The sequence below is a fragment of the Rhizobium sp. CECT 9324 genome (assembly GCF_918741265.1).
Classification (GTDB): domain Bacteria; phylum Pseudomonadota; class Alphaproteobacteria; order Rhizobiales; family Rhizobiaceae; genus Allorhizobium.
The window spans coordinates 4,026,601-4,048,891 of sequence record NZ_CAKKMZ010000001.1; the positions used below are offsets into that span (position 1 = coordinate 4,026,601).

Annotated in this window: 17 protein-coding genes; 13 read left to right on the forward strand and 4 right to left on the reverse strand. The window is 59.8% G+C overall.

Going from position 1 to position 22,291, the window contains the following annotated elements:
- The first annotated feature begins 77 nt into the window (after positions 1-77).
- A complete protein-coding gene (locus LQ231_RS19445; RefSeq protein ID WP_113142984.1) occupies positions 78-479 on the forward strand; it encodes a cupin domain-containing protein in 402 nt (133 codons plus the stop codon).
- A 36-nt stretch (positions 480-515) separates the two neighbouring features.
- On the opposite strand, the gene recQ is transcribed toward LQ231_RS19445, so the two are convergent.
- Together recQ and LQ231_RS19455 are read right to left on the reverse strand one after the other, a co-directional pair.
- Positions 516-2,375: a DNA helicase RecQ gene (gene recQ, locus LQ231_RS19450; RefSeq protein WP_230173077.1), complete on the reverse strand. Its 1,860-nt coding sequence runs from the start codon at positions 2,373-2,375 to the stop codon at positions 516-518.
- A gap of 91 nt (positions 2,376-2,466) precedes the next feature.
- Complete coding sequence (locus tag LQ231_RS19455; protein ID WP_230173079.1) at positions 2,467-3,429, reverse strand: glycosyltransferase; 963 nt, start codon at positions 3,427-3,429, stop codon at positions 2,467-2,469.
- A gap of 204 nt (positions 3,430-3,633) precedes the next feature.
- On the opposite strand from LQ231_RS19455, the gene LQ231_RS19460 reads away from it, so the two are divergent.
- The 9 genes from LQ231_RS19460 (at position 3,634) to LQ231_RS19500 (ending at position 16,565) form a co-directional block, all read left to right on the forward strand.
- Positions 3,634-5,535, forward strand: a complete 1,902-nt coding sequence (locus tag LQ231_RS19460) for an ABC transporter ATP-binding protein (protein ID WP_230173427.1) — start codon at positions 3,634-3,636, stop codon at positions 5,533-5,535.
- Entirely contained in the window at positions 5,532-7,433 is a 1,902-nt protein-coding gene (locus LQ231_RS19465; protein WP_113142980.1) for an ABC transporter substrate-binding protein, read from the forward strand. The genes LQ231_RS19460 and LQ231_RS19465 overlap by 4 nt, the downstream gene beginning before the upstream one ends.
- Before the next feature lie 2 nt (positions 7,434-7,435).
- Positions 7,436-8,434, forward strand: a complete 999-nt coding sequence (locus LQ231_RS19470; RefSeq protein WP_113142979.1) for an ABC transporter permease — start codon at positions 7,436-7,438, stop codon at positions 8,432-8,434.
- Positions 8,431-9,606: an ABC transporter permease gene (locus tag LQ231_RS19475; RefSeq protein ID WP_113142978.1), complete on the forward strand. Its 1,176-nt coding sequence runs from the start codon at positions 8,431-8,433 to the stop codon at positions 9,604-9,606. The genes LQ231_RS19470 and LQ231_RS19475 overlap by 4 nt, the downstream gene beginning before the upstream one ends.
- A gap of 71 nt (positions 9,607-9,677) precedes the next feature.
- The gene (locus tag LQ231_RS19480; RefSeq protein ID WP_113142977.1) at positions 9,678-10,889 is read left to right on the forward strand and encodes a glycosyltransferase family protein; all 1,212 of its coding nucleotides are present in this window, start codon (positions 9,678-9,680) and stop codon (positions 10,887-10,889) included.
- Positions 10,890-10,891: 2 nt separating this feature from the next.
- The gene (locus LQ231_RS19485) at positions 10,892-12,142 is read left to right on the forward strand and encodes a glycosyltransferase family 4 protein (protein WP_230173428.1); all 1,251 of its coding nucleotides are present in this window, start codon (positions 10,892-10,894) and stop codon (positions 12,140-12,142) included.
- Positions 12,139-13,317: a glycosyltransferase gene (locus LQ231_RS19490; protein ID WP_230173081.1), complete on the forward strand. Its 1,179-nt coding sequence runs from the start codon at positions 12,139-12,141 to the stop codon at positions 13,315-13,317. The genes LQ231_RS19485 and LQ231_RS19490 overlap by 4 nt, the downstream gene beginning before the upstream one ends.
- Positions 13,318-13,382: 65 nt before the next feature.
- Entirely contained in the window at positions 13,383-16,097 is a 2,715-nt protein-coding gene (locus tag LQ231_RS19495; RefSeq protein WP_230173083.1) for an ABC transporter transmembrane domain-containing protein, read from the forward strand.
- A 48-nt stretch (positions 16,098-16,145) separates the two neighbouring features.
- A complete protein-coding gene (locus tag LQ231_RS19500; RefSeq protein WP_113143027.1) occupies positions 16,146-16,565 on the forward strand; it encodes a cyclic nucleotide-binding domain-containing protein in 420 nt (139 codons plus the stop codon).
- Positions 16,566-16,652: 87 nt separating this feature from the next.
- Here the strand turns inward: LQ231_RS19500 and LQ231_RS19505 are convergent, their stop codons facing one another.
- Positions 16,653-17,402 carry a polysaccharide deacetylase family protein gene (locus tag LQ231_RS19505; RefSeq protein WP_230173085.1) on the reverse strand — a complete coding sequence of 250 codons (750 nt, stop codon included), beginning with the start codon at positions 17,400-17,402 and terminating at the stop codon, positions 16,653-16,655.
- Positions 17,399-18,496: a glycosyltransferase family 4 protein gene (locus tag LQ231_RS19510; protein WP_230173087.1), complete on the reverse strand. Its 1,098-nt coding sequence runs from the start codon at positions 18,494-18,496 to the stop codon at positions 17,399-17,401. Before LQ231_RS19510 ends, LQ231_RS19505 begins: the two co-directional genes overlap by 4 nt.
- Positions 18,497-18,675: 179 nt before the next feature.
- Between LQ231_RS19510 and LQ231_RS19515 the strand changes: the two genes are divergently transcribed.
- From LQ231_RS19515 to LQ231_RS19525, 3 genes are read left to right on the forward strand one after another with little or no spacing between them, the layout of a single operon-like run.
- On the forward strand, positions 18,676-20,019 hold the full coding sequence (locus tag LQ231_RS19515; RefSeq protein WP_230173089.1) for a nucleotide sugar dehydrogenase: 1,344 nt from the start codon (positions 18,676-18,678) through the stop codon (positions 20,017-20,019).
- 36 nt (positions 20,020-20,055) lie between these two features.
- Positions 20,056-20,541 (forward strand): class I SAM-dependent methyltransferase, encoded by a 486-nt coding sequence (locus LQ231_RS19520; protein ID WP_230173090.1) that lies wholly within the window; start codon positions 20,056-20,058, stop codon positions 20,539-20,541.
- A 6-nt stretch (positions 20,542-20,547) separates the two neighbouring features.
- A complete protein-coding gene (locus LQ231_RS19525; RefSeq protein WP_230173092.1) occupies positions 20,548-22,290 on the forward strand; it encodes a metallophosphoesterase in 1,743 nt (580 codons plus the stop codon).
- Position 22,291: the final 1 nt, after the last annotated feature.

Sequence of the window (22,291 nt, forward strand, 5' to 3'; positions counted from 1 at the left end):
GTTGCTGTGCATTGCCACACTGCGCCCTATAGTCGATCCATCCCATTGCCGACCGGCGACCCCGAGAGGAAAACGACATGAAGATCACCAAGGCGGGCGCCATTGCCTCGACGAAGGGCCCCGCCGAATATTTCACCGGGACGGTGCGCATCGACGCACGCTTCCAGGCCGACGAGCCGGCAAAAATCGGCGGTGCCACCGTCACCTTCGAACCCGGCGCTCGCACTGCCTGGCACACGCATCCGCTCGGCCAGACCCTGTTCGTCACGGCAGGCTTCGGCCTCGCGCAGCAGGAAGGCGGCCCGATCGAGGAAATCCGGCCCGGCGACATCGTCTGGTTCCCGCCGGGCGTCAGGCACTGGCACGGCGCATCGCCGACGACTGCCATGACCCATCTGGCCATCGCCGAGGCGGTCGATGGCAAGTCCGTCGACTGGCTGGAACAGGTCACCGACGCCCAGTATCAGCCGAAGCCGTAAAAGCGCGGCGTGAACGAGCCGGCAACTTCGCGCGCATCAGCGCTCGAAGTTGCGGATCACCTCGATAAACGTATCGCCATACCGTTCCAGCTTCGATTGGCCGACGCCGGAAATACCGAGCAATTCGTCGCTGCTCGTCGGCCGCTCGATCGCAAACGACACCAGCGTCGTATCGGGAAACACCACATAGGGCGGAACGCCGAGATCTTTGGCGATCTCCATTCGGGCCCGGCGCAGCGCTTCGAACAGTTCCATGTCCGAGCCCTCCAACGCCGCCTTGGCATTGGCGGAACTGGCCGAAACCGACCGGGAGGCCTTCCCGGTCGTCGGGCGGTCCTTGCGGAAATGCACTTCGCGCTCGCGCTTGAAGACGGCGCGTGCCTCCGCCTCCAGCTTCAGCGCGCCGAAAGCCGTATGGTCGACGCTCACCAGACCGGCGGCAAGAAGCTGGCGATAGACCGATTGCCATGTCTTCGACGCCAGATCCTTTCCCGCCCCGAAGACCGGCATATCGACATGGCCGAAGCGGCTGGTCTTTTCGTTTTCATTGCCGAGCAGCACATCGATCAGATGGCCGGTGCCGAAACGTTCGCCGGTCCGGTAGATCGCCGCCAGCGCCTTGATTGCAGCCTCCGTTCCGTCCCAGGTCTCAACCGGCTTCAGGCAGGTATCGCAATTGCCGCACTGGCCGCCATGCGCTTCGCCGAAATGCTTCAGGATCGCCTGGCGGCGGCAGCCCGCCGTCTCGCAGATCGCCAGCAGGGCATTGAGTTTCGCCCGCTCGACCCGCTTGATATCATTGCCAGACGAACCCTCGTCGATCATCCGGCCGCGCTGGATCACATCCGCCATGCCGTAGGCCATCCAGACATCAGACGGCAGCCCGTCGCGGCCCGCACGACCGGTTTCCTGATAATAGGCCTCGACGGAACCCGGCAGGTCGAGATGCGCGACATAGCGCACGTTCGGCTTGTCGATACCCATGCCGAAGGCGACCGTCGCCACCAGGCACAGATCTTCCTCCTTGAGGAAGGCATCCTGGTTGGCGTCGCGAACCACGCGCTCCATGCCTGCGTGATAGTCGAGCGCCTTGATGCCCTGCGCATTCAGCCATTCCGCGGTGTCCTCGACCTTGGCGCGCGACAGGCAATAGACAATCCCGCTCGAACCCTTGTGGCGGGAGAGAAACCGAAGAAGTTGCTGGCGTGGCTGGTCACGCTCGACGATCTCGTAGGCAATGTTCGGACGGTCGAACGAAGTGGTGAAGACCTCCGCCGAATGCAGTTGTAGCTTGTCGATGATATCTTCGCGCGTATGCGGATCGGCCGTTGCCGTCAGCGCCATGCGCGGCACCCCCGGATACTCTTGCGCCAGCCGTCCAAGCTCGCGATACTCCGGCCGGAAATCATGTCCCCACTGCGACACGCAATGCGCTTCATCGATGGCAAACAGCGAAATCTTCGCATTGCCGATCGTCTCCTTGAACGCAGGCGTCACGATGCGCTCCGGCGTGACGTAGAGAAGGTCGAGCTCGCCACGCGCAATCGCCCGGCGCACATCCATGAACTCTTCCCGTGAGAGCGACGAATTCAGCGCGGCGGCCCGCACACCAAGCTGTTTCAACGCCTCGACCTGGTCGCGCATCAGCGCAATCAGCGGCGAGACGACGACACCGACACCGCTCCGGCAGAGCGCAGGAATCTGGAAACACAACGACTTGCCGGCACCGGTTGGAAACAGCACGACGGCATCGCCGCCGGATACCACCCGATCGATAACCGCAGCCTGCTTGCCCCGAAAGGCAGGATAGCCATAGACCCGTTTCAGAACGGAAACGGGACTGTCCATTCCCTCGTTTTCAAACAGGGCAACGGTATGGCTTTCATTCTGCGGCATGGAATCGCTTTCTCGGCTGGGAAACAACAATGCCACAGATTGCATCGACTTTCGAGCCGAACAGACGAACTGCAGGCCTGACAGGAGACCCTTACCAGGATTTCCATGCCAAAAGCAGCCCGCCATCTTCGGCCTCAGCAGCCCTGCATGCGGCCTCGACCTCGTCGGAGGAAGCCCCTCTGTTGAGATTTGCCGCAACAAATTGCGAACCCGCCAGGGCAATCGATCCACCGCGACAGACAAGTGTGAAGATCAGGGGGCCCGTCGACCACCACGCCGGCGCACCGGGCATCGCCTCGACGACCGATGCCAACACCGCATTCAATCTGGCAAAGGCAGGATGATGCGGTGGCGTCGCGATGAACGAGTTCGCCAGCAACACGCTGCCTCGCCCGGTATTGCGCGGAATGTCCTCGGGCATGGCGGTCAAACCGGTCATCGGCAGCAGGTCATGGAAACTGATATCGGACCGCGCCGGATACCAGTCGCAATCAAGATAGATCCCCCCCTCCTGCTCCAGCAGAACATAGCGCGCGACATCCACGGCGCCGGGATAGTCGCCGTCGCGCATCATTGCCTGAAACGCCGGATTGTCACTGATTCCCGCTGCCGCGAGTTCCTTTTCGCGCCAGAGGCAATAGCCATAGCCATGCAAAGCCGCATGCGTTGCCCACGCGACAGTCGAGGATGGCACCGCCTGCGGACCAATCCAGATTTGGTGGATAATCGGAGGAATTGCCTGACGGTTGGCCTCGGCAATTGCCCGTCGTTCGTCAGTCGTGAAATGCGAATGCGCCGCCAGAAGCGCCGGATCCGGTACAAGATGGAACTGATAGCCAATGCGCTTCAGGGGGTCGCCTTCCGCCTTGGCAAGTTTCAGCATTGCCGAATGCAGACGCCTTGGCAGGCCAAGCGCCGTTTTTGGGCCCATCGCTGTATGATCCGGGTCAGATGCAAGCGTATCGAGCAGAGCCCGCGCCGCCTCAAAAGCCCCTGAATCCCGGAGGGATGCCGCCTTTTCCAGAAGGCTGTTCAATCGTTGCTTGGCTGGCACACTGTAGTCCTCAAGATATCGCCCTCTGTCGATGCGCGGTACCTTGGACACCAATCTCGTGCACTTTGCCTGAAGGGACAAAAGCCGCACAAAAGAAAGGCGTGGACAGAAACGAAGCACACGCTAATCTCGTCATCAAGCAACATTATAAGCGGAATGCAGAAGCATCCAAGGGGCGAGAAGGCAAATATGAGTCCAAGCGAAATGCGCCCGTCAAAGGACTTGTTGCGAATTGAGAACCTGCACGTCTCGTTTTCGATCATGGGCGCAAGCATGACTGCGGTCAGAAATGCCAACCTGCGGGTCCTTCCCGGCAAGGTGACGGCGCTTGTCGGTGAATCGGGCTCGGGCAAATCGGTCATCAGCCAGACAGTTATGGGCCTTCAGCCACCAACGGCAAATGTCTCAGGCAAGATCCTGTTCGATGATCCGCTGTCAGACAACGGCCAGATCGACATTCTCCCCCTTCCCCAGGATGGCCAAAAAATCCGGTCGATCCGTGGTGGACGGATGGGGATGATCTTCCAGGAACCGATGACCTCGTTCTCGCCCTTGCACACGATTGGCAACCAGATCGGCGAAGCGCTGCACATTCACAGCGGCCTCAAGGGCACTGAAGTGCGCGAACTGTGCGAGCACATGCTGTCTCGGGTCGGCTTTCCTGATCCCCGCAAGGTCTTCGACATGTATTCGTTCGAGCTGTCCGGCGGCATGCGGCAGCGCGCGATGATTGCCATGGCCCTGATCTGCGGCCCCGCACTGCTGATCGCCGATGAGCCGACCACGGCGCTCGACGTGACCATCCAGGCGCAGATCCTAAAACTGCTGCGCGATCTGCAGGCCGAAATGGACATGGCCATTCTGCTGGTCACCCACGATCTCGGCGTCGTCGCCAATATCGCCGACGAGGTTGTCGTCATCTACCAGGGCGAGATCATGGAAGCGGGTCCGGTCGACACGATTTTCCGCAAACCGGAACACCCCTATCTGAAGGGCCTGATGGCGGCCATTCCACATTTCGGCATGAAACGCGGTGACCGCCTGAAGCCCTTGCGGGAAATCGAGGTCAATCAGGAAAACCTGCTCGGCAAGAAATTCCAGGCCCGCTCGGGCCCCGACATCATTCTGAAAGTCGACAACCTCAGCAAGACATTCGAGACCCGCAAGGAAAACTGGAAGCTGCCAGGCTTCGCCCGCGAAAAACCCAAGACAACGCCCGCTGTCGATGGTGTCGGCTTTGACATAAGGCGCGGCGAATGTCTGGGGCTTGTCGGCGAGAGCGGCTGCGGCAAGACCACGGTCAGCAAGATCCTGATGCGCGCCGTCGAACCCGACACCGGTTCTGTCATCTTCGACGATGGCGCCGGCCCGATCGATGTCCTGAATGCCAAGGGCGCGGAACTGCGCGCGTTGCGCACCAAGATCCAGATGGTCTTCCAGGATCCGCTGTCGTCGCTGTCACCACGCATGACCATCGGCGATATTCTCAGCGAACCACTCGATATCCACGGCCATGGCGACGTGGCCAAACGCAAGATGGCGGTCAAGGCCCTGATCAAGGCGATCGGCCTCGACGAGGCATCGCTGAAGCGCTACCCGCACAGCTTTTCCGGCGGCCAGCGTCAACGAATAGGCATTGCCCGCGCCCTGGCGCTCGGACCGAGCCTCATCATTTGCGATGAACCGGTTTCGGCTCTCGATGTTTCCGTTCAGGCGCAGATTCTCAATCTGTTGAAAGACTTGCAGAAGGACCTCGGACTGACATACCTGTTCATTTCCCATAATCTTGCCGTCGTCGACTATATGGCTGACAGGGTTGCCGTAATGTGGGCCGGCCGCATCGTCGAAATTGCACCTCGGGAAGTGATCATGACCGCACCAGTCCACCCCTATACGAAAGCACTGCTGGATGCCGTTGCCTTCCCCGACCTTGACCGCCCGCTGAATTTTGCCACGGCTGGCCAGACCAGTGCCGTGTCACGTGGCAACTGGGCGAAAGCATTCTGCGATAGCGACGAAGAGGGTGTCATGGCGCCGGCAGATCTCGGGGGCGGCCATTTCGTCCTCGCCCGCAAGAATGTCGACATACGGGAACTGGCTCTGTGATCACGCGCCGAACCGCCTTGGGCATGCTGGCATCCGCCGTCCTTCCGGGCGTCGCGCGTGCTGCCTACAGTCAGTCCGACTACCTGAACGCAGCAGTCGAAGCAGGACGGCTGCCCCCTGTTGCAGACCGCATTCCCAAGCAGCCTCGCCTTGTCAATCTGCAATCCATGGGGCGCAAGCCAGGCCAACATGGCGGCGCGGCGCGCATGCTGATCGGTGGCCAGCGAGACGTTCGGCTAATGCCAATCAACGGCTACGCCCGTCTGGTCGGCTATGACGAGAAACTGCAGCTGCAGGCCGATATTCTTCAATCCTATACCGTCGAAGAAGAGCGCATTTTCGAATTCCGCCTGCGCGAGGGCCACAAGTGGTCGAATGGAGATCCATTTACCACCGAGGACTTCCGCTATTGCTGGGACGACGTCATTCTCAACCGTGACATCCACAAAGGCGGCCCGCCGGTGGATCTTCTGGTCAATGGAAAGCCGCCTCTTTTCGAAGTCATTGATCCGCTGACGATCCGCTATACGTGGGACAGTCCGATCCCCGACTTCCTGCCGAAATTGGCCTCAGCCATTCCTGTCGCGCTGGCTCTTCCCTCTGCCTATCTGCGGCAGTTTCACGCCAAGTACCAGGATCCAAAGGCACTGGAGGAGCTTGTCCGCCATCACCGGGTCGATGACTGGCGACTGCTGCACATCAAGATGTCGCGTCAGCAACGTCCGGAAAACCCCGATCTTCCGACGCTTGAGCCGTGGCACCCGACGATCGCGCCCCCGGCCGAGCAGTTCATTTTCGAGCGCAACCCCTACTTTCACCGCGTCGATGAAAATGGCCAGCAATTGCCTTACATCGACCGGCTCATCTTGAATGTCAGTTCTCCGGACATCATCGCCGCGAAGACGGCAACAGGCGAAAGCGAACTTCAATTCGTTGGCCTGGACTTCTCCGACTACACGCTTCTGAAGGAAGCGGAGAAAATCTATCCACTCAAGGTGACACTGTGGAAGCGGACGCAGGGTTCGATGGTGGCCTTGCTGCCGAACCTGAACTGTGTCGACGATGGCTGGCGGCAGGTGTTTCGCGACGTACGCGTGCGCCGGGCCATGTCGTTGGCGATTGATCGCAACGAACTCAACAAGGCGATCTTCTACGGGCTGGCCCAGCCAAGCGCCGATACAATCCTGCCGGAAAGCCCGCTTTTCAAGCCAGAATACGCAGCCGCGTGGTCGTCGCATGACCCCGACCAGGCGAACAAACTGCTCGACGACGCCGGGCTCAATCGCCGCGATGACGCTGGAACGCGGCTTCTGCCGGATGGGCGGCCCGCCAATATCATCATCGAAAGCGCCGGTGAAAGCACGCTGGAAACCGATGTGCTGGAACTCATTACCGACCATTTTCACAAGGTCGGCCTGTCTCTTTTCATTCGCACGTCTCAACGCGACATCTTCCGCAGCCGCGCCATTGGCGGTCAGATCATGATGTCCGTCTGGCAGGGCCTCGACAACGGCGTTCCGACCTCGGAAATGTCCCCCAACGGACTGGCACCAAGCTCGGACGACCAGTTGCAGTGGCCGCTTTGGGGCATGTATTTTGCCTCGGCCGAGACAAAGGGCAAAGCGCCCGACATGCCCGAGGTCCAGTATATGGTCGACAGGCTTCGGGCCTGGCGCCAGACGACGACGGTCGAGGAGAGAACGAGGATCTGGGGTGAAATGCTGTCTCATTACACGCAGCAGGTTTTCAGCATCGGCACCGTCAACGGCGGCCTGCAACCGGTTGCAAGATCGATAAGGCTGCGCAACATTCCCGACAAGGCGCTGTTCGGCTTCGACCCGACCAGTTATCTCGGTGTCTACATGCCGGACACCTTTTGGTACGATAGAAACGTGTGATCATGCTGCGATACATCCTATGGCGCATTGCTGTGATGGTCCCGACCTTGGTTCTGATTTCCATTCTGGTTTTCACGATCATTGAGCTGCCGCCCGGCGACTATTTCGAAAGCTACGTTTCCGAGCTGCGTGCCATGGGCGAAGCCGCCGACATGGCCGAGATCGAGGAACTGCGCGCCCGCTATGGCTTCGACAGGCCGCCCGTCCTGCGTTACATTCATTGGGTCGGCGGCATGTTGGTTGGCGATTTCGGCTATTCGTTCGAATACCGCCTGCCGGTCTCCGATGTCGTCGGCGACCGGCTCTGGCTGACCGTGCTTGTATCGTTCCTGACGATCATCTTCACTTGGCTTCTGGCCTTTCCGATCGGGATCTATTCAGCCACCCACCAGTACAGCTGGGGCGATTACGGCCTGACCTTTCTCGGCCTGATCGGCATTGCCGTCCCGAACTTCATGCTCGCTCTGGTCATGATGTATTTCGCCAACATCTGGTTCGGCGTTTCGATCGGTCACCTGATGGACCGTGAATTCCTCAATGCGCCGATGAGTTGGGAAAAGTTCCGCTCGATCCTGTCGCATATCTGGATACCCGTGATCATCATCGGCACGGCGGGAACCGCGGGCATGGTCCGCCGTCTTCGCGCCAATCTTCTCGATGAACTGCACAAGCAGTATGTGGTGACAGCCAGAGCCAAAGGCCTGCATCCGCTGCGCGTTTTGCTGAAATATCCGTTGCGCATGGCGCTCAATTTCTTCATCTCCGACATCGGCTCCATTCTGCCGGCGATCATTTCCGGTGCGGAAGTCACCGCAATCGTGCTGTCTCTTGAAACGACTGGCCCGATGCTGATCAAGGCGCTGCAGAGCCAGGATATGTATCTGGCCGGTTCGTTCCTGATGTTCCTCGCCTTCCTCACGGTCATCGGCGTGCTTGTTTCCGACATTGCGCTGGCCATCCTCGATCCGCGCATTCGCCTCGGCGGAGGAAGCCAGAAATGAAGACGCCCCTTCCCGAACCCGGCGCGCCGATGGGACACTACGTCTCGAGTGCTGCATTCGATCCTTACGCCGCCGAGCGCAAGGTCGAGGAAATGAAACACATCGCCCAGGCGTCGCAATTCCAACTGATGTGGTGGCAGTTTCGCCGCCACAAGATGGCTTTGTTCTCCGGCATTTTTCTGATCCTGGTCTATGTGAGCATTCTGTTCAGCGAGTTCCTGGCGCCCTACAACCTGCACACCAAAAATATCGACTTCATTCATACCCCGCCGCAGACCGTGCGCTTCATGCATGAGGGCAATTTTGTCGGCCCTTTCGTCTATGGCCAGCGCATGACGCTCGACATGGACACACTGAAGAGGGTCTACATCGACAATACCGATGATGTTCAGAAACTGCGCTTTTTCTGCCGCGGTGACGGTTACCGGTTCTGGAACCTGTTTGACGCCAATCTGCATCTGGTCTGCCCGGCCGAAGGCGGCCAGCTCTTCCTGCTTGGCACCGACCGGCTCGGCCACGACATGCTCTCGCGCATCATCTATGGCGCGCGCATATCGCTGACGATCGGCATCCTCGGCGTGATGATGAGTTTTGTCCTCGGCATCGTCATCGGCGGATTGGCAGGTTATCACGGCGGGGTCTTCGATCTTCTGGTCCAGCGCGTCATCGAGGTCCTGCAGTCGATCCCGAGCATCCCACTGTGGATGGCGCTTGCGGCGATCATCCCGGTCACCTGGAGCCCGATCCTGGTCTATATCGGCATCACCGTCATTCTGGGCCTGCTCGACTGGACGGGACTTGCCCGTGCGGTTCGCTCGAAACTGCTCTCGCTTCGCGAGGAAGACTATGTACTGGCTGCCCAGGTGATGGGGGCCGGAAGCGCCCGCATCATTCGGCGCCACCTCGTTCCCGGTTTCATGTCGCATCTGATCGCCAGCGCGACCCTGACCATTCCCGGCATGATCCTCGGCGAAACCGCCTTGAGCTTCCTCGGTATCGGCCTGCGTCCGCCGATCACCAGCTGGGGCATCCTCCTGACCGAGGCGCGCAGCGTCAATATCATCGCACTTTATCCCTGGCTACTGTTCCCTGTGGTGCCCGTCATCCTGGTTATTTTGGCTTTCAATTTTCTTGGTGACGGTCTACGCGATGCGGCCGACCCCTATAAGTGAAACGGAATTTCGATGCGCAGGAATCCTCCCAGCACTCATGCGGCTTCCACTGGAGCCGAGGGACTTCGTTCATGACGCGGAGTTTTGAGCAGGCTCGCATCCTGATGTACAGCCATGACACGTTTGGTCTCGGGCACCTTCGCCGGTGCCGGACGATTGCCCACGCGCTGGTCGAGGAATATCGCGGTCTCAACGTGCTGATCATTTCGGGCGCAACGATAGCCGGCGCCTTCGATTACCGCGCCCGCGTCGATTTCGTCAAAATCCCGAGTGTCATCAAGCTGCGCAATGGCGAATACACATCGCTTGAGCGCCACATCGACCTTGAGGACACCTTGAACATGCGGCGGTCGATCATTCGCCATACCGCGGAGACATTCAAGCCTGATATCTTCATCATCGACAAGGAACCCATGGGCCTTGGCGGCGAAGTCGAGGAAACTCTAGCCTACCTCAAGGGACGCGGAACCAAGCTGATCCTCGGCCTGCGCGAAGTCATGGATGCGCCGCATCTGCTTGAGGCAGAATGGAAGCGCAAGGATGTCATGCAGAAGATCGAGAAATTCTACGACGACATCTGGGTCTACGGACCGCCGGATTTCTACGATCCACTCGTTGGTCTCGACGTGCCAACTCCCGTCCGTGACAAGATGAATTTTGTCGGCTTCCTGCAGAGAAGCGCACCGCATCAGGATCGCTCGCTGCATCAGCCGGATGGCGACTATATCCTCGTCACCACCGGTGGTGGCGGCGACGGCGCGGATCTGGTCGAAGACGTGATCCAGGCGTATCAGCAGGACCCGACCCTGACCCACAAGGCTTTGATCGTTCTCGGCCCCTACATGCCAGCGGAGCAACGCACCACGTTTGCAAAGAAGGGCGCCGCAATTCCCTACATCGAGGTAATCGAGTTCGACACACGCATGGAGGAACTGATCGCCAGTTCCAAGGCGGTGGTGGCGATGGGCGGCTACAATACCTATTGCGAAATCCTCTCCTTCGACAAGCCGGCTCTGATCATTCCGCGCGTGATGCCCCGCGAGGAACAACTGATCCGCGCCACGCGCGCGGCCGAACTAGGCCTGATCGACATGCTGAGGCCGGAGGAATCGCGTGATCCCAAGCGGCTTGCCGCCGCATTGAAGGCGCTGCCGAGTCGTCTGCCGCCATCAAGCAACAATGCAGGCCTGCATCTTGAAGGCCTGAGCAATATCGCCCGCATGGTCGGCTGTGAGCTGGCCCGGCGCGAATTGATCCCTGCCGTGACAGAAGAGGCCCGTTGAATTTGCTGCATGCCCGTAAAATCATCGTGCTGTTGAAGGGATATCCGCGTCTGTCGGAAACCTTCATCGCGCAGGAATTGCTGGGTCTGGAAAAGGCCGGCCTTGAACTGGTTCTCGTCGCACTCAGGCGTCCCACTGACAAGAAGCGGCATGCCGTTCACGATGAAATCCAGGCCCCGGTTCATTATTTGCCTGAATATCTCCACCAGGAGCCGATCCGCGTTCTGCGCGCCGTGTGGGCGAGCCGCAAGCTGCCGGGATTCCGCGCCGCCTTTGCACAGTTTCGCGCGGATCTGCGCCGTGATTTCACCCGCAACCGTTTTCGCCGTTTCGGACAGGCGGCCGTGCTCGTCAACGAATGGCCCGAGGGTGGGGGATGGCTGCACGCGCATTTCATCCACACGCCGGCATCCGTGGCCGCCTATGCCAGCCGGATCCTCAACATTCCATGGACGGTATCCGCCCATGCCAAGGATATCTGGACATCCAAGGACTGGGAGCTGTCCTCCAAGCTCGCAAGTGCCAGTTGGGCGGTCACCTGCACGCGAACCGGCTACGAACACCTGCAGACGCTCGGCCCGGACGATGTCAGCCACATTCACCTGAGTTACCACGGGCTCGATCTGAACCGCTTTCCACATTTCGACGGAGTGCGTCCCGCGCGCGATGGTAGCCGCAGTGACGATCCGGTCACCCTGATCAGCGTTGGGCGGGCAGTCGAGAAAAAGGGCTACGATGTCCTGCTCAAAGCCTTTTCCCTCCTGCCATCGGACCTGCACTGGCGCTTCGTCCATGCCGGCGACGGTGGCGAGAGGCCGAAGCTGAAGAAGCTGGCGCATGAACTGGGCATTGACGACAGGATCACCTGGCTGGGCGCCGTCGATCAGAAGGATGTACTCCAGGCATATCGCACGGCCGATATCTTCGCGCTGGCCTGCCGGATCACCAGCGATGGCGACCGTGACGGGCTTCCCAATGTTCTTGTTGAGGCAGCAAGCCAGCGCCTGGCCTGTGTTGCCTCCGATATTTCCGGCATCCCCGAATTGTTCAAGGACGACGAGAACGGCCTGCTGGTGCCGTCGGAAGATCCGCAGGCTCTGGCCAATGCACTGGAACGGGCAATCCGCGATCCGGACCTGCGCAGTCGGCTTGGGCAAGCGGCCGAGCACCAGGTACGCCGCAGCTTCGACTACCATTCCAGTGTCGGACAATTGAAGACGCTGTTTGAAAATGAATGGCAGGCGATGAAATGACGCAAACACCGGCAATTGCAGACCGGCCCCGCGTTCTGTTCTACGTCCAGCATCTGCTTGGCATCGGCCATCTGGCGAGGGCAAGCCACATCGTTCAGGCGCTTGCCGAGAACGAGTTTGACGTGACGCTGGTGACCGGAGGCATGCCAGTCGCGGGTTTTCCTGCAGCGGGCATCGACCATATCGTCTTGCCGCCAATCGCTGTCGGCGAGGGCGGGTTTTCGCAACTGGTCGATGCCGATGGCCACATCGTCGACGACGCCTTCAAGGCCAATCGCCGCGACCGCCTGCTGACAGCCTATCACGAGCGAAAACCCGATATCGTCATCCTGGAAGCCTTTCCCTTCGGTCGCCGGCAGGTGCGTTTTGAACTGCTTCCGCTGATCGAGGCAATCAAGGCGACCACGCCGCGGCCGTTTCTCCTGACATCGCTGCGCGACATCCTCCAGGAGCGGGCAAAGCCCGGCCGCGATGAGGAAACCGTTGCTCTGATCGACCGTCATTTCGACCGCGTTCTGGTCCATGGCGATCCTGCCTTCGTCCGGCTCGAAGACACATTCCCGCTGACCCGTTCGATCGCCGATCGCATCGCCTATACCGGCCTGGTCACCGGACGGCCAGCCGCACCGCCTGTGGAACGCTTTGACATTGTCGTGTCGGCGGGCGGCGGCGCCGTCGGTGCCGGCCTGATCGACGCCGCTCTCGCCGCTTCAAGGCAGCTGACCGATCTTGGTCGCTGGTGCATCATCGCAGGTCCCAATTTACCGCAGTCGGATTTCGAGCGTTTTGCCGCAGAGACCCCGGACCATGTCGAGCTTGTCCGTTTCCGCACCGATTTCCGCAGCCTCCTGACCGCAGCCAGGCTGTCCATCTCCCAGGCTGGCTACAACACCGTCTGCGATATTCAGCAGGCGGGGTGCCGGTCCATACTCGTGCCATTCGCATCCGGCGGTGAAACTGAACAGACGGCGCGCGCCGAGAGGCTGCAGCGCATGGGGCTCGCCGTCGTCCTGCCGGAGAACGCACTATCCTGCGACACCATGATTGCTGCGATCGGCCGAGCGCTGGACCCCGCCGATCTGCCGGATGTGCCCGTTTTGCAACTGGATGGGGCAAATCGAACGGCGGAGCTGCTGAGGGACCTTCTAAACAGGCGTTCCACTTCCCAGCTATGATGCTAAAGACGCCCTCAGCTTGTCCCTGGATAGCTGCAGCCTGAAAAAACGCATAGAAGTTTTCCATGGAACCAAACCTCGCCAGATATATCTGGAACCACACAAGCCGCCAGCAACTCTGGATTCTGTTGTTTGTCGCCCTGTCGATGATCCCCTATTATCTCGCTTTCGATCTGCCCAAGCAGATCGTCAATGGCCCGATACAGGGCGATGGTTTCACCAAAGCTGGCGACACGCAGCTGTTCATGCACCTGACCCTGGACATACCGTTCTGGGGCAATGTCGAGCTTTTCCCCGGCCTGCCGCTGGAGCGTCTGCCGTCATTGATGGCGTTGAGCCTGACGTTCCTGATGCTCGTCATCATCAACGGCTTGTTCAAATTCTATATCAATACCTACAAGGGGCGACTGGGGGAGCGCTTGCTTCGGCGTATCCGCTTCGAGCTGATCGATCGGATTTTGCGGTTTCCGCCGAAATATTTCAAGCGGATCAAGGCGGGTGAAATCGCCAGCATGGTCAAGGACGAGGTCGAGCCACTCGGCGGCTTCACCGCCGATGCCTTCGTTCAGCCGGCACTTCTCGGCGGCCAGGCGCTGACCGCGCTGATCTTCATCTTCATGCAGCATTTCTGGCTCGGCTTCGTCGCCTTCGCCATGGCCATCGTGCAGGTCGGCATCATTCCGCGTATGCGCCGCCGCCTGATTGAACTCGGCCGCGAGCGCCAGATCAGTGCAAGGCAACTCGCAGGTAGGGTCACCGAAATCGTCGATGGCATCGGCACGGTTCATGCCTTCGACACGTCCAACTTCGAGCGCGCCGACATCGCATCGCGGCTCGGCTACATCTTCCGCATCCGCTACGATATCTACCAGTGGAAGTTCATGGTGAAATTCCTGAACAACTTCCTGGCTCAGGTTACGCCATTCCTGTTTTACGTCATCGGCGGTTATCTGACGATCGTCGGAAAGCTCGATGTCGGGCAATTGGTCGCAGTCATCAATGCCTACAAGGAACTGCCGGGACCGCTGAAGGAATTGATCGACTGGGATCTGGCCCGCCAGGACGTGCAGGTCAAATACGAACAGGTCGTCGAACAGTTCGAAGCCGACCAACTGTTGGATGCCGAGATTCAGGCGCTTGAGCCGTCGAGTGCCGGCCCGATGAACCATCCACTCAGCACCAACAATCTGATGGTCGAGGACGACAACGGCGCCCGAATTCTGGAGCATGTTTCGATCAAGATATCGCCCGGCGAAACGGTGGCGATCATCGGCACGGCGGCCAGCGGCGCGGATGCCTTGGCGGAAGCGCTGGGCCGCATTACCCGTCCAACCGCCGGCAAGGTCAGCGCGGGAGAGGACGACATATTTTCACTCCCGGAAGCGATCACCGGCCGCAGGATTTCCTATGCCGCCCCCGATGCCTATCTGTTCTTCGGCTCGTTGAAGGACAATCTCCTGTACGGGCTCAAGCACGCCCCGACCGCCGCCGTGCCCTACAAGGGCGCGGCCGCTGACAAGCGCAGATGGGACATTCTCGAGGCCAAAAGATCCGGCAATGTCGATTTCGACCTGAACAGCAACTGGATCGACATCGGTTCGACGCGTGCACAGGACATGGACGGACTTTTCGACGCGATGCGAGAAGTCCTGGAGGTTGTCGACCTGGCCGAAGACGTTCTCCAGCTTGCCCTGCATTCGACCATCAATGCAGAGAGCGAACCGTCACTTGCGGCGCATATCGTACAGCTTCGCCGCAAGCTGCGCGAGGAACTCGAGCGCCAGAACCTCAACAGCCTTGTCATCCCCTTCGAGGAAGACCGCTACAACACCGAGGCTATGGTCGGCGAAAATCTGTTCTTCGGCATGATGAGCTCGGACGGCGCCATCCAGGCCATCGCCAAGACCGCCTATTTCCGCACCATGATGGACGAAAGCGGCCTCGGAGACGCGCTGTTCAAGATGGGCATGGCGATTGCCGAAAACACCGTGGAGCTGTTCAAGGATCTGCCGCTCGACCACCCGTTCTTTGAGCGCCTGACCTATATGACACCGGAGGAAATCCCGGCCTACCAGCAGCGTCTGCAACGTCTGAGCGGCCATTCCTTGCGCAATATCGGGGAAGAAGACCGGATCGCACTTATTCGCCTGAGCTTCTTCTACGTCGAGCCGAGACACCGTTTCGGTCTTCTTGACCAGGCTTTGATGGCTAAGATCGTCGAAGTCCGGCATCGGTTCCACGACCACCTGCCGGAAACGCTGCGCGGATATATCGAGCGTTATGATCCGGCAGCGTATCTGTCGTCGGGCAATCTGATCGAGAATATCATCTTCGGTAAGGTCAATCACCGTTTCAGCGATGCTGCCAAGCAGCTACGCGAAATCGGCTCCTCGCTGATGCGTGCGCAGCCGGGCCTGTTTCAGGCTCTGTTCGCGCTTGGTCTGGAATACAATATCGGGGCGGCGGGACGACGGCTGTCCCATTCGCAGCGCCTCAAGCTCAGCTTCGCCCGGGCTCTGATCCGCAAATCGGACTACTATATCTTCAATCGTCCGCTTTCGGGTCTCGATCACCATCTTCAGGAACGGATCGTCGATGCATCCCTTGCGTTTCTGGCAAAGGATGGTGATACTCCAGCGGTGGTCTGGGTACTTTCGAACACACCCCTCGCAAAACACTTTCAGAGGGTGATTGCTTTTAACGACAGAACTGTGGCCGAAGATGGGTCCTACGAGACAATTGTCGAAAACGGTTCGGTCTATAAGCAATTGATAGCATAGTTGGTGATAGGGCAGTCGGAACGCAATTTTTCGAGGCAGGTGAATATGATGATCCTGAATGACGAAGTGCAGATGTTACGCGGTGTACCTCTTTTTTCCGGCATGGATGCTGGAAAATTGAAACTGCTTGCGTTCGCCTCTGACCGGGTCATTTACGGCACCGGGCAGGAATTGTTTCACCAGGGTGATACCGGCGATGCGGCCTATGTCATCCTGTCGGGTGCCGTGGACATCATCATGGACAGCCCTGCCGGCGAAACCAAGATTGCCGAAGTCGGCTGTCGGTCCGTGGTCGGCGAAATCGCAATCCTGTGCGACCGCCCACGCAACTCGACGGTCAAGGCTGCCACCCCGGTCGAAGCACTTCGGATCAGCAAAGACTACTTTCTCAAGATCTTGGCCAGTTGCCCGCGCACCATGGCCGAAACCATGCGTATTCTCGGCGAACGCATGGCGACCTCACACTAATCAGCTTGTGCGGCCGCACAGCGGTGGAATGATGCGTTGTTCTGTCGGCCTGACCGTAACCTCTGCGTTCACACACGCGAACAAGCGTCAATTCACGGCGGATTGGGCCATCAGATCCCTCGCTGATCGCCATTCGCAACCGGCATGGCGCGCTGTTGCCTCCAAAATCAGCTCCATCAAGTCCCAGGCCGCTGAGTCATGCACGAGATGATGGGTCAGCAATCCGAGCGCTCCCCTATGCGTCCGCGAGGATGAGACCAGATCTGCGACCACAGCATCGACGGACCGCCCGCCCCGCGTGCCACGCCAGTCGATGATATCGACATGTGTGTTCAGCATTGTCAGCGGCGCGGGCTTTTCAGGTCCGAACACCGACAGGGATTCAAAACCTAGGCCGGGCAGGTTTGCAACAACCTGCTGATCAATCCGGTTCCACGGCGGCACAAGCATTGGCACGAAGCGGGTATCATACAGACCTGCAAGCAGAGCATGACCACGCGCCAGCTCATCGAGCACGGCACCCGTCGGTCGATGCTGTCCCAGTTCCTGGCTTTTTTCACCGACCCCAGCATAATTGCGGTGCGACCAGCCATGCACCACCACCTCCACGGTGCCGGCGCTCGCCAACCTTTTCTGCAGAGCATGACCGGTAAAGGCTGGAATGACGGCCAGAACGAGCGGCACCTGATGTCGCTGCGTCAGTTCAAGCAGACGATCGAGTGGCGCACTCGGCTCAATCGCGTCGTCGTCACGCAGCCACAGCTGCAAGGGGTCGCCGATCTCGGCGCGGCGATCAAGCGCTTCGATCAGCGGCTTCAGGTCAGTGCGTCCGATCACGGCTGGCTCTCCAGGTGTCTGTGAAGAATGCCATCGAGCGTCCGGCTGGCAGCATCCAGAGAATGGTCCCGAAGCACACGTAGACGCGCATTTGAAGCCATTCGGCGGCGCTCCTCGTCATTATTCAGCAAGTCTGAAATCGCAGCCGCAAAGGCGTCGACGTCGTCCGGCGCTGTCAAAATACCGGTCGTCCCGCTGTCAACCACTTCGGGCACCCCCGCCGTTGCCCAGGCAACCACGGGAACCCCGGCGGATTGCGCCTCCAGATAGGCAAGCCCGTAGGCTTCGCCGCATCCCGGCCAGACATAGAGTGCACTGCGCGAAAGAATGTCAGCCACCTCGCCAGGCTCCCGTTGACCATGCCATTCGATGCGTCCGTCTGGTAAGCCGGCAAACAATACGTGCACGTCGTCACGCATCGGACCGTCCCCGACTATTGACAGGCGCCACGGCACATCGTGGATCAGCGCCAGAGCTTGGGCCAGAGCCCGGTAGCTCGCCAGCTTGTCGCCGGCACGCATCATCGCCACGGTCGCCAGACGAAAAGGTTCAGGCTGCGGCATCGTTTTAAGCGTAGCGTCCGCATCTATGAAAGGTTTCAGGCTGGCAACCACCGCCTCAGGCGCCGACGCCTGCAGCCCGGCCCGATCGCGACCAGTCAGGCAGATATTCACTGCGGCGTGGCGAACCCCTTCCAGAACGCGATCCTGCAGACCGGTCCAGACGCCGATATTGCGGCGATGCGAATAGGAGGCTTCCGCGGTTACATAAGGCAGCGAGAACAGCGTGCACAGGGCCGGACCGATCAGATCCGGCGACTTGTAATACGGGTGGTAGCAAAACCACAGATCCGGTCTGCCTTGCTGTTCCCAAACCACACGAAGACGTGCAATCTCCGCGTCTGCATCGTCCAGCAGTGCGTCGCGCCCTTGCTCATCCGCTGGATCGGCAATGAAGGCCCTGAGTTCCGAGACGATCTCGACGCGATGGCCGCATCGTTTCAGGCAAGCGATCAATTGCCGGGCCATCAGGCGATCTCCCGATGGAACCGGGTGGTTTGGTGATTTCAGCGGAGAATAAAAGGCAATCTTCATGACGATGCATAGACCGCCGCAGCGCGCGCAGGCACGAAAAATTGACGTCGGAAACGCAGGATAAATGTCCCACGAATGCGCATGTCAGTGCCGAGCGTGCACCCCTGAACCAGACTTGACATGCCGGCTAAACTCTCCCATCTGAACGTGCCGATCTTGTATAAGTGCACGGAGTACCGATGCCAACACCTTTGCATTCTCACGAGTTGTTGCTCCAGCACATCCAGTCGCGTAGCGCCCGTGTCGGCGTCATCGGGCTCGGTTATGTCGGGTTGCCGCTCGCGATCACCACCTCCCGCGCCGGCTTTCCGGTGACCGGCTTCGATATCGATCCGACCAAGATCGTCTCGATCGAGGCCGGTCGTAGCTACATCGAAGCGGTGCCCGACGACATCCTCGGCGAGGAGCGCAAGGCGGGACGTTTTTCGGCTACCTCGGATTTTTCCCAGCTCGGCGACTGCGATGTCATTGCCATCTGTGTCCCAACGCCCCTGACGCATCATCGCGACCCGGACATGTCCTATGTCCGAAAGACATGCGAGGAAATCGCCCGCACCTTGCGGCCCGGCCAGTTGATCGTGCTGGAATCGACCACCTATCCCGGCACGACGGATGGCCTGGTGAGACAGACGCTCGAGGCCGGCGGCTTGAAGTCCGGGCAGGACTTCTTCCTCGGCTTTTCACCGGAACGGGAAGATCCGGGCAATCGAGATTTCCAGACATCGACCATTCCGAAAGTCGTCGCCGGCGATGGCGAGCACGCCACATCGCTCGTAAAAAGCTTCTACGGCGCGGTGGTCAAGACCGTCGTGCCCGTATCATCGACTGCCACCGCTGAAGCCGTGAAACTGACGGAAAACGTCTTTCGCGCCGTCAACATCGCCTTGGTCAACGAGCTCAAGATCATCTACGACGCCATGGGCATCGACATCTGGGAAGTCGTTGACGCGGCCAGCACCAAGCCGTTTGGATACATGCCCTTCTATCCGGGTCCGGGCCTTGGCGGCCACTGCATCCCGATCGATCCCTTCTACCTGACATGGATCTCGCGGAAATATGAACTGCCGACCCGCTTCATTGAGCTTGCCGGCGAAATCAATTCCGCAATGCCGCGCCATATCGTTGAAAAGCTGGCTGAAGCCTTGGATATCCGCCTCGGCAAGGCGCTCAGCCGATCGAAAGTTCTGGTGATCGGCCTGGCCTACAAGAAAAATGTACCCGACATCCGCGAAAGTCCGTCCCTGAAGCTGATGAAGCTGATCGAAGAACGCAGCGGCACCGCCTGTTATTACGATCCGCATGTCGCCGAAATCCCCTCAACGCGCGAATACAGCATGCTCAAGGGCCGGACATCAGTGGCATGGAGCGAAGAGGTGATAAAGGGCTTCGACGCGGTGCTGATCGCAACCGATCACGATAATGTCGACTACGCCGCCCTCGCCAAATGGAGCCCGTTGATCATCGACACGCGAAACGTCTTTTCGCGTCGGCAGATCGGTGGCGACAATATCGTCAAGGCATAAGGTGTCGCTCGGCATCGACAATGATGGACCAATTTCATGAGCCGTTTGGACAGTTTCATTCGCCGTATGTCGGCACAGCGCGATATTATCGATCACGTCCGCGACAACGTGCCCCTCTTGCCGACAGGTGCCATTCTCGAAATCGGCCTCGGCAACGGCCGGACCTTCGACCATCTGCGCGACCGCTTTCCCGGACGCCGCATCGTCGCCTTCGACCGCGCGCTCGGAGCACATGCATCCTCCACGCCAGAACCTGAAAACCTGGTGATCGGCGAAATCGGCGAAACCGCAAGAGCCTTTGCGGGACAGGGGGCAGCCCTCGTTCATGCCGATATCGGCACCGGCTATCCGGACAAGGATGCCATCACGCTGACCTGGCTGCCCGACATCGTCAGCGCAGCCCTTGCGCCGGATGGCGTGGCGATTAGTGGTCTTCCCCTGGAGCATCCCTCTCTCGCACCTTTGCCAATTCCATCGACGGTCGATCCCGACCGCTATTTCCTCTATCGTCGAAAGGCCTGAACGGTCGTGCGCGGGCCCGGCCCAGAATTGCCAGCGATCGCCGTCATCGCCGATGCGCATTTTCACGACATTGAGGGTGATTACGATTTCGAAGGGGTCCGCATCGGCAACCGTCGACTGACGGTCCGCAGCTGGGGCGATACCGCCCGATCAACCCGCGTCTTCAACGAAAGCTACGCCGCCCTTCCCGCCGCCCTGGAGCAAGTTTGCATCCGCGGCATTCGACACGTGGTCCTCCTCGGCGATTACACCGATGATGGACAGCTGGCGACGACCGGAAGCCTGGTGCGTCTGCTCCGCCACTGGCGCGACCGGCACCGGTTGTCTTTCTACGCGATCCCCGGAAACCACGATGTCTTCGGCCCCTTCGGCAAACACCAAAGCACTCGGTTTCTCAACGCGTCCGGCACCACGACACTGGTGACCAGCGATGCCGAAGTTGCGGCCTCCGACCCCGGTCAACCGATCGTTACGCCGAAAATGTACTGCGGCGGCATGCCGGACGGCCTGTTGCCGATGGCGGAATTCGGACTGAACCGAAACCCCGCCTACCTGCACTGGGAGACCCCCTTCGGTCGCTCGGATGACATGCACCTGCGCCAGCACGACCTTCACTCCGCCGACGGCCTGACAGTGCGCCGGCTGGTCGATGCGTCCTATCTGGTCGAGCCGGAGGACGGTCTCTGGCTGTTGATGATCGACGCCAATGTCTTCGAGCCCCGCAACGGCAACCGCGACATCTCCCGCAAGAAAGCCTTCCTCGACAGTTCTAATGCCGGCTGGAATGCTCTGCTGCGCGTCAAACCCTACCTTCTCGAGTGGATCGTGGATGTCTGCGCCCGCGCCCACAGCTTGGGAAAGCGCCTCCTGGCATTCTCCCACTATCCGGCGATCGATCCGTTTGAGGATGCCACCGGCAGTGAACAGGCCCTGTTCGGCACGACCGGGATCGTCCGGAGAACGCCGGAGCCAGCTGTTGCAGATGCGCTGGTCCGGGCCGGCCTAAGGGTGCATTTCAGCGGCCATCTGCATGTTGCGGCCCGTTCAAGCTGGACAACCGGCGGCGAGACATTGACCAATTTCGCGGTTCCGTCCCTCGTCGCATACCCAGCCGGCTTCAACATCGTTCGCGCGGGCACTGAAACGACCGAGATCGAGACCGTATCGCTGGCATCAATGCCCCTGGATCCCGATCTTCTTGATCTTTACCGGGCAGAGACCGGCCACAACCCCTCGACACCCGAGCAGGCGCTGCAAGCGCGGAACTATGGCGAATTCCTCCATCGGCACATGCACGCCCTCGTTGTCAGCCGCTATTTGCCCAGAGACTGGCCCGAGGAATTATGCGAGCTTGCCCACCATGCTTCGCTTGCGGATCTTTGCCTCCTTTTGATTGCAAAACCCTGCCAACACGGCCATGCGCGCCAAGCGTTGCTTGCATGCAAAGGGGACCAAACACTGTCTGGGATCCTTGACGACATGGCGAAAGCGCGTGGCCTTGACCGGGCAAGCCTCGGCACGTCCTCAACTCTGCAGCTCGTGGTCGACTGGTACCGCCTGCGTCAGGGCAGTACCGACGCACTCCCCTGGATTCCGGCCGACAGACTGCGGATCTACCGGATTCTGGCGCATGAATTCGGCGATGCGGGCCTCGCGGAGCAAAACAGCGTGCAGGCGTTCCTCACCCTATTCCTCGGCGTTCTTGGTCGCTCGATCGAACGTGCGATACGCATTCCGCCCAAGTCGTGAC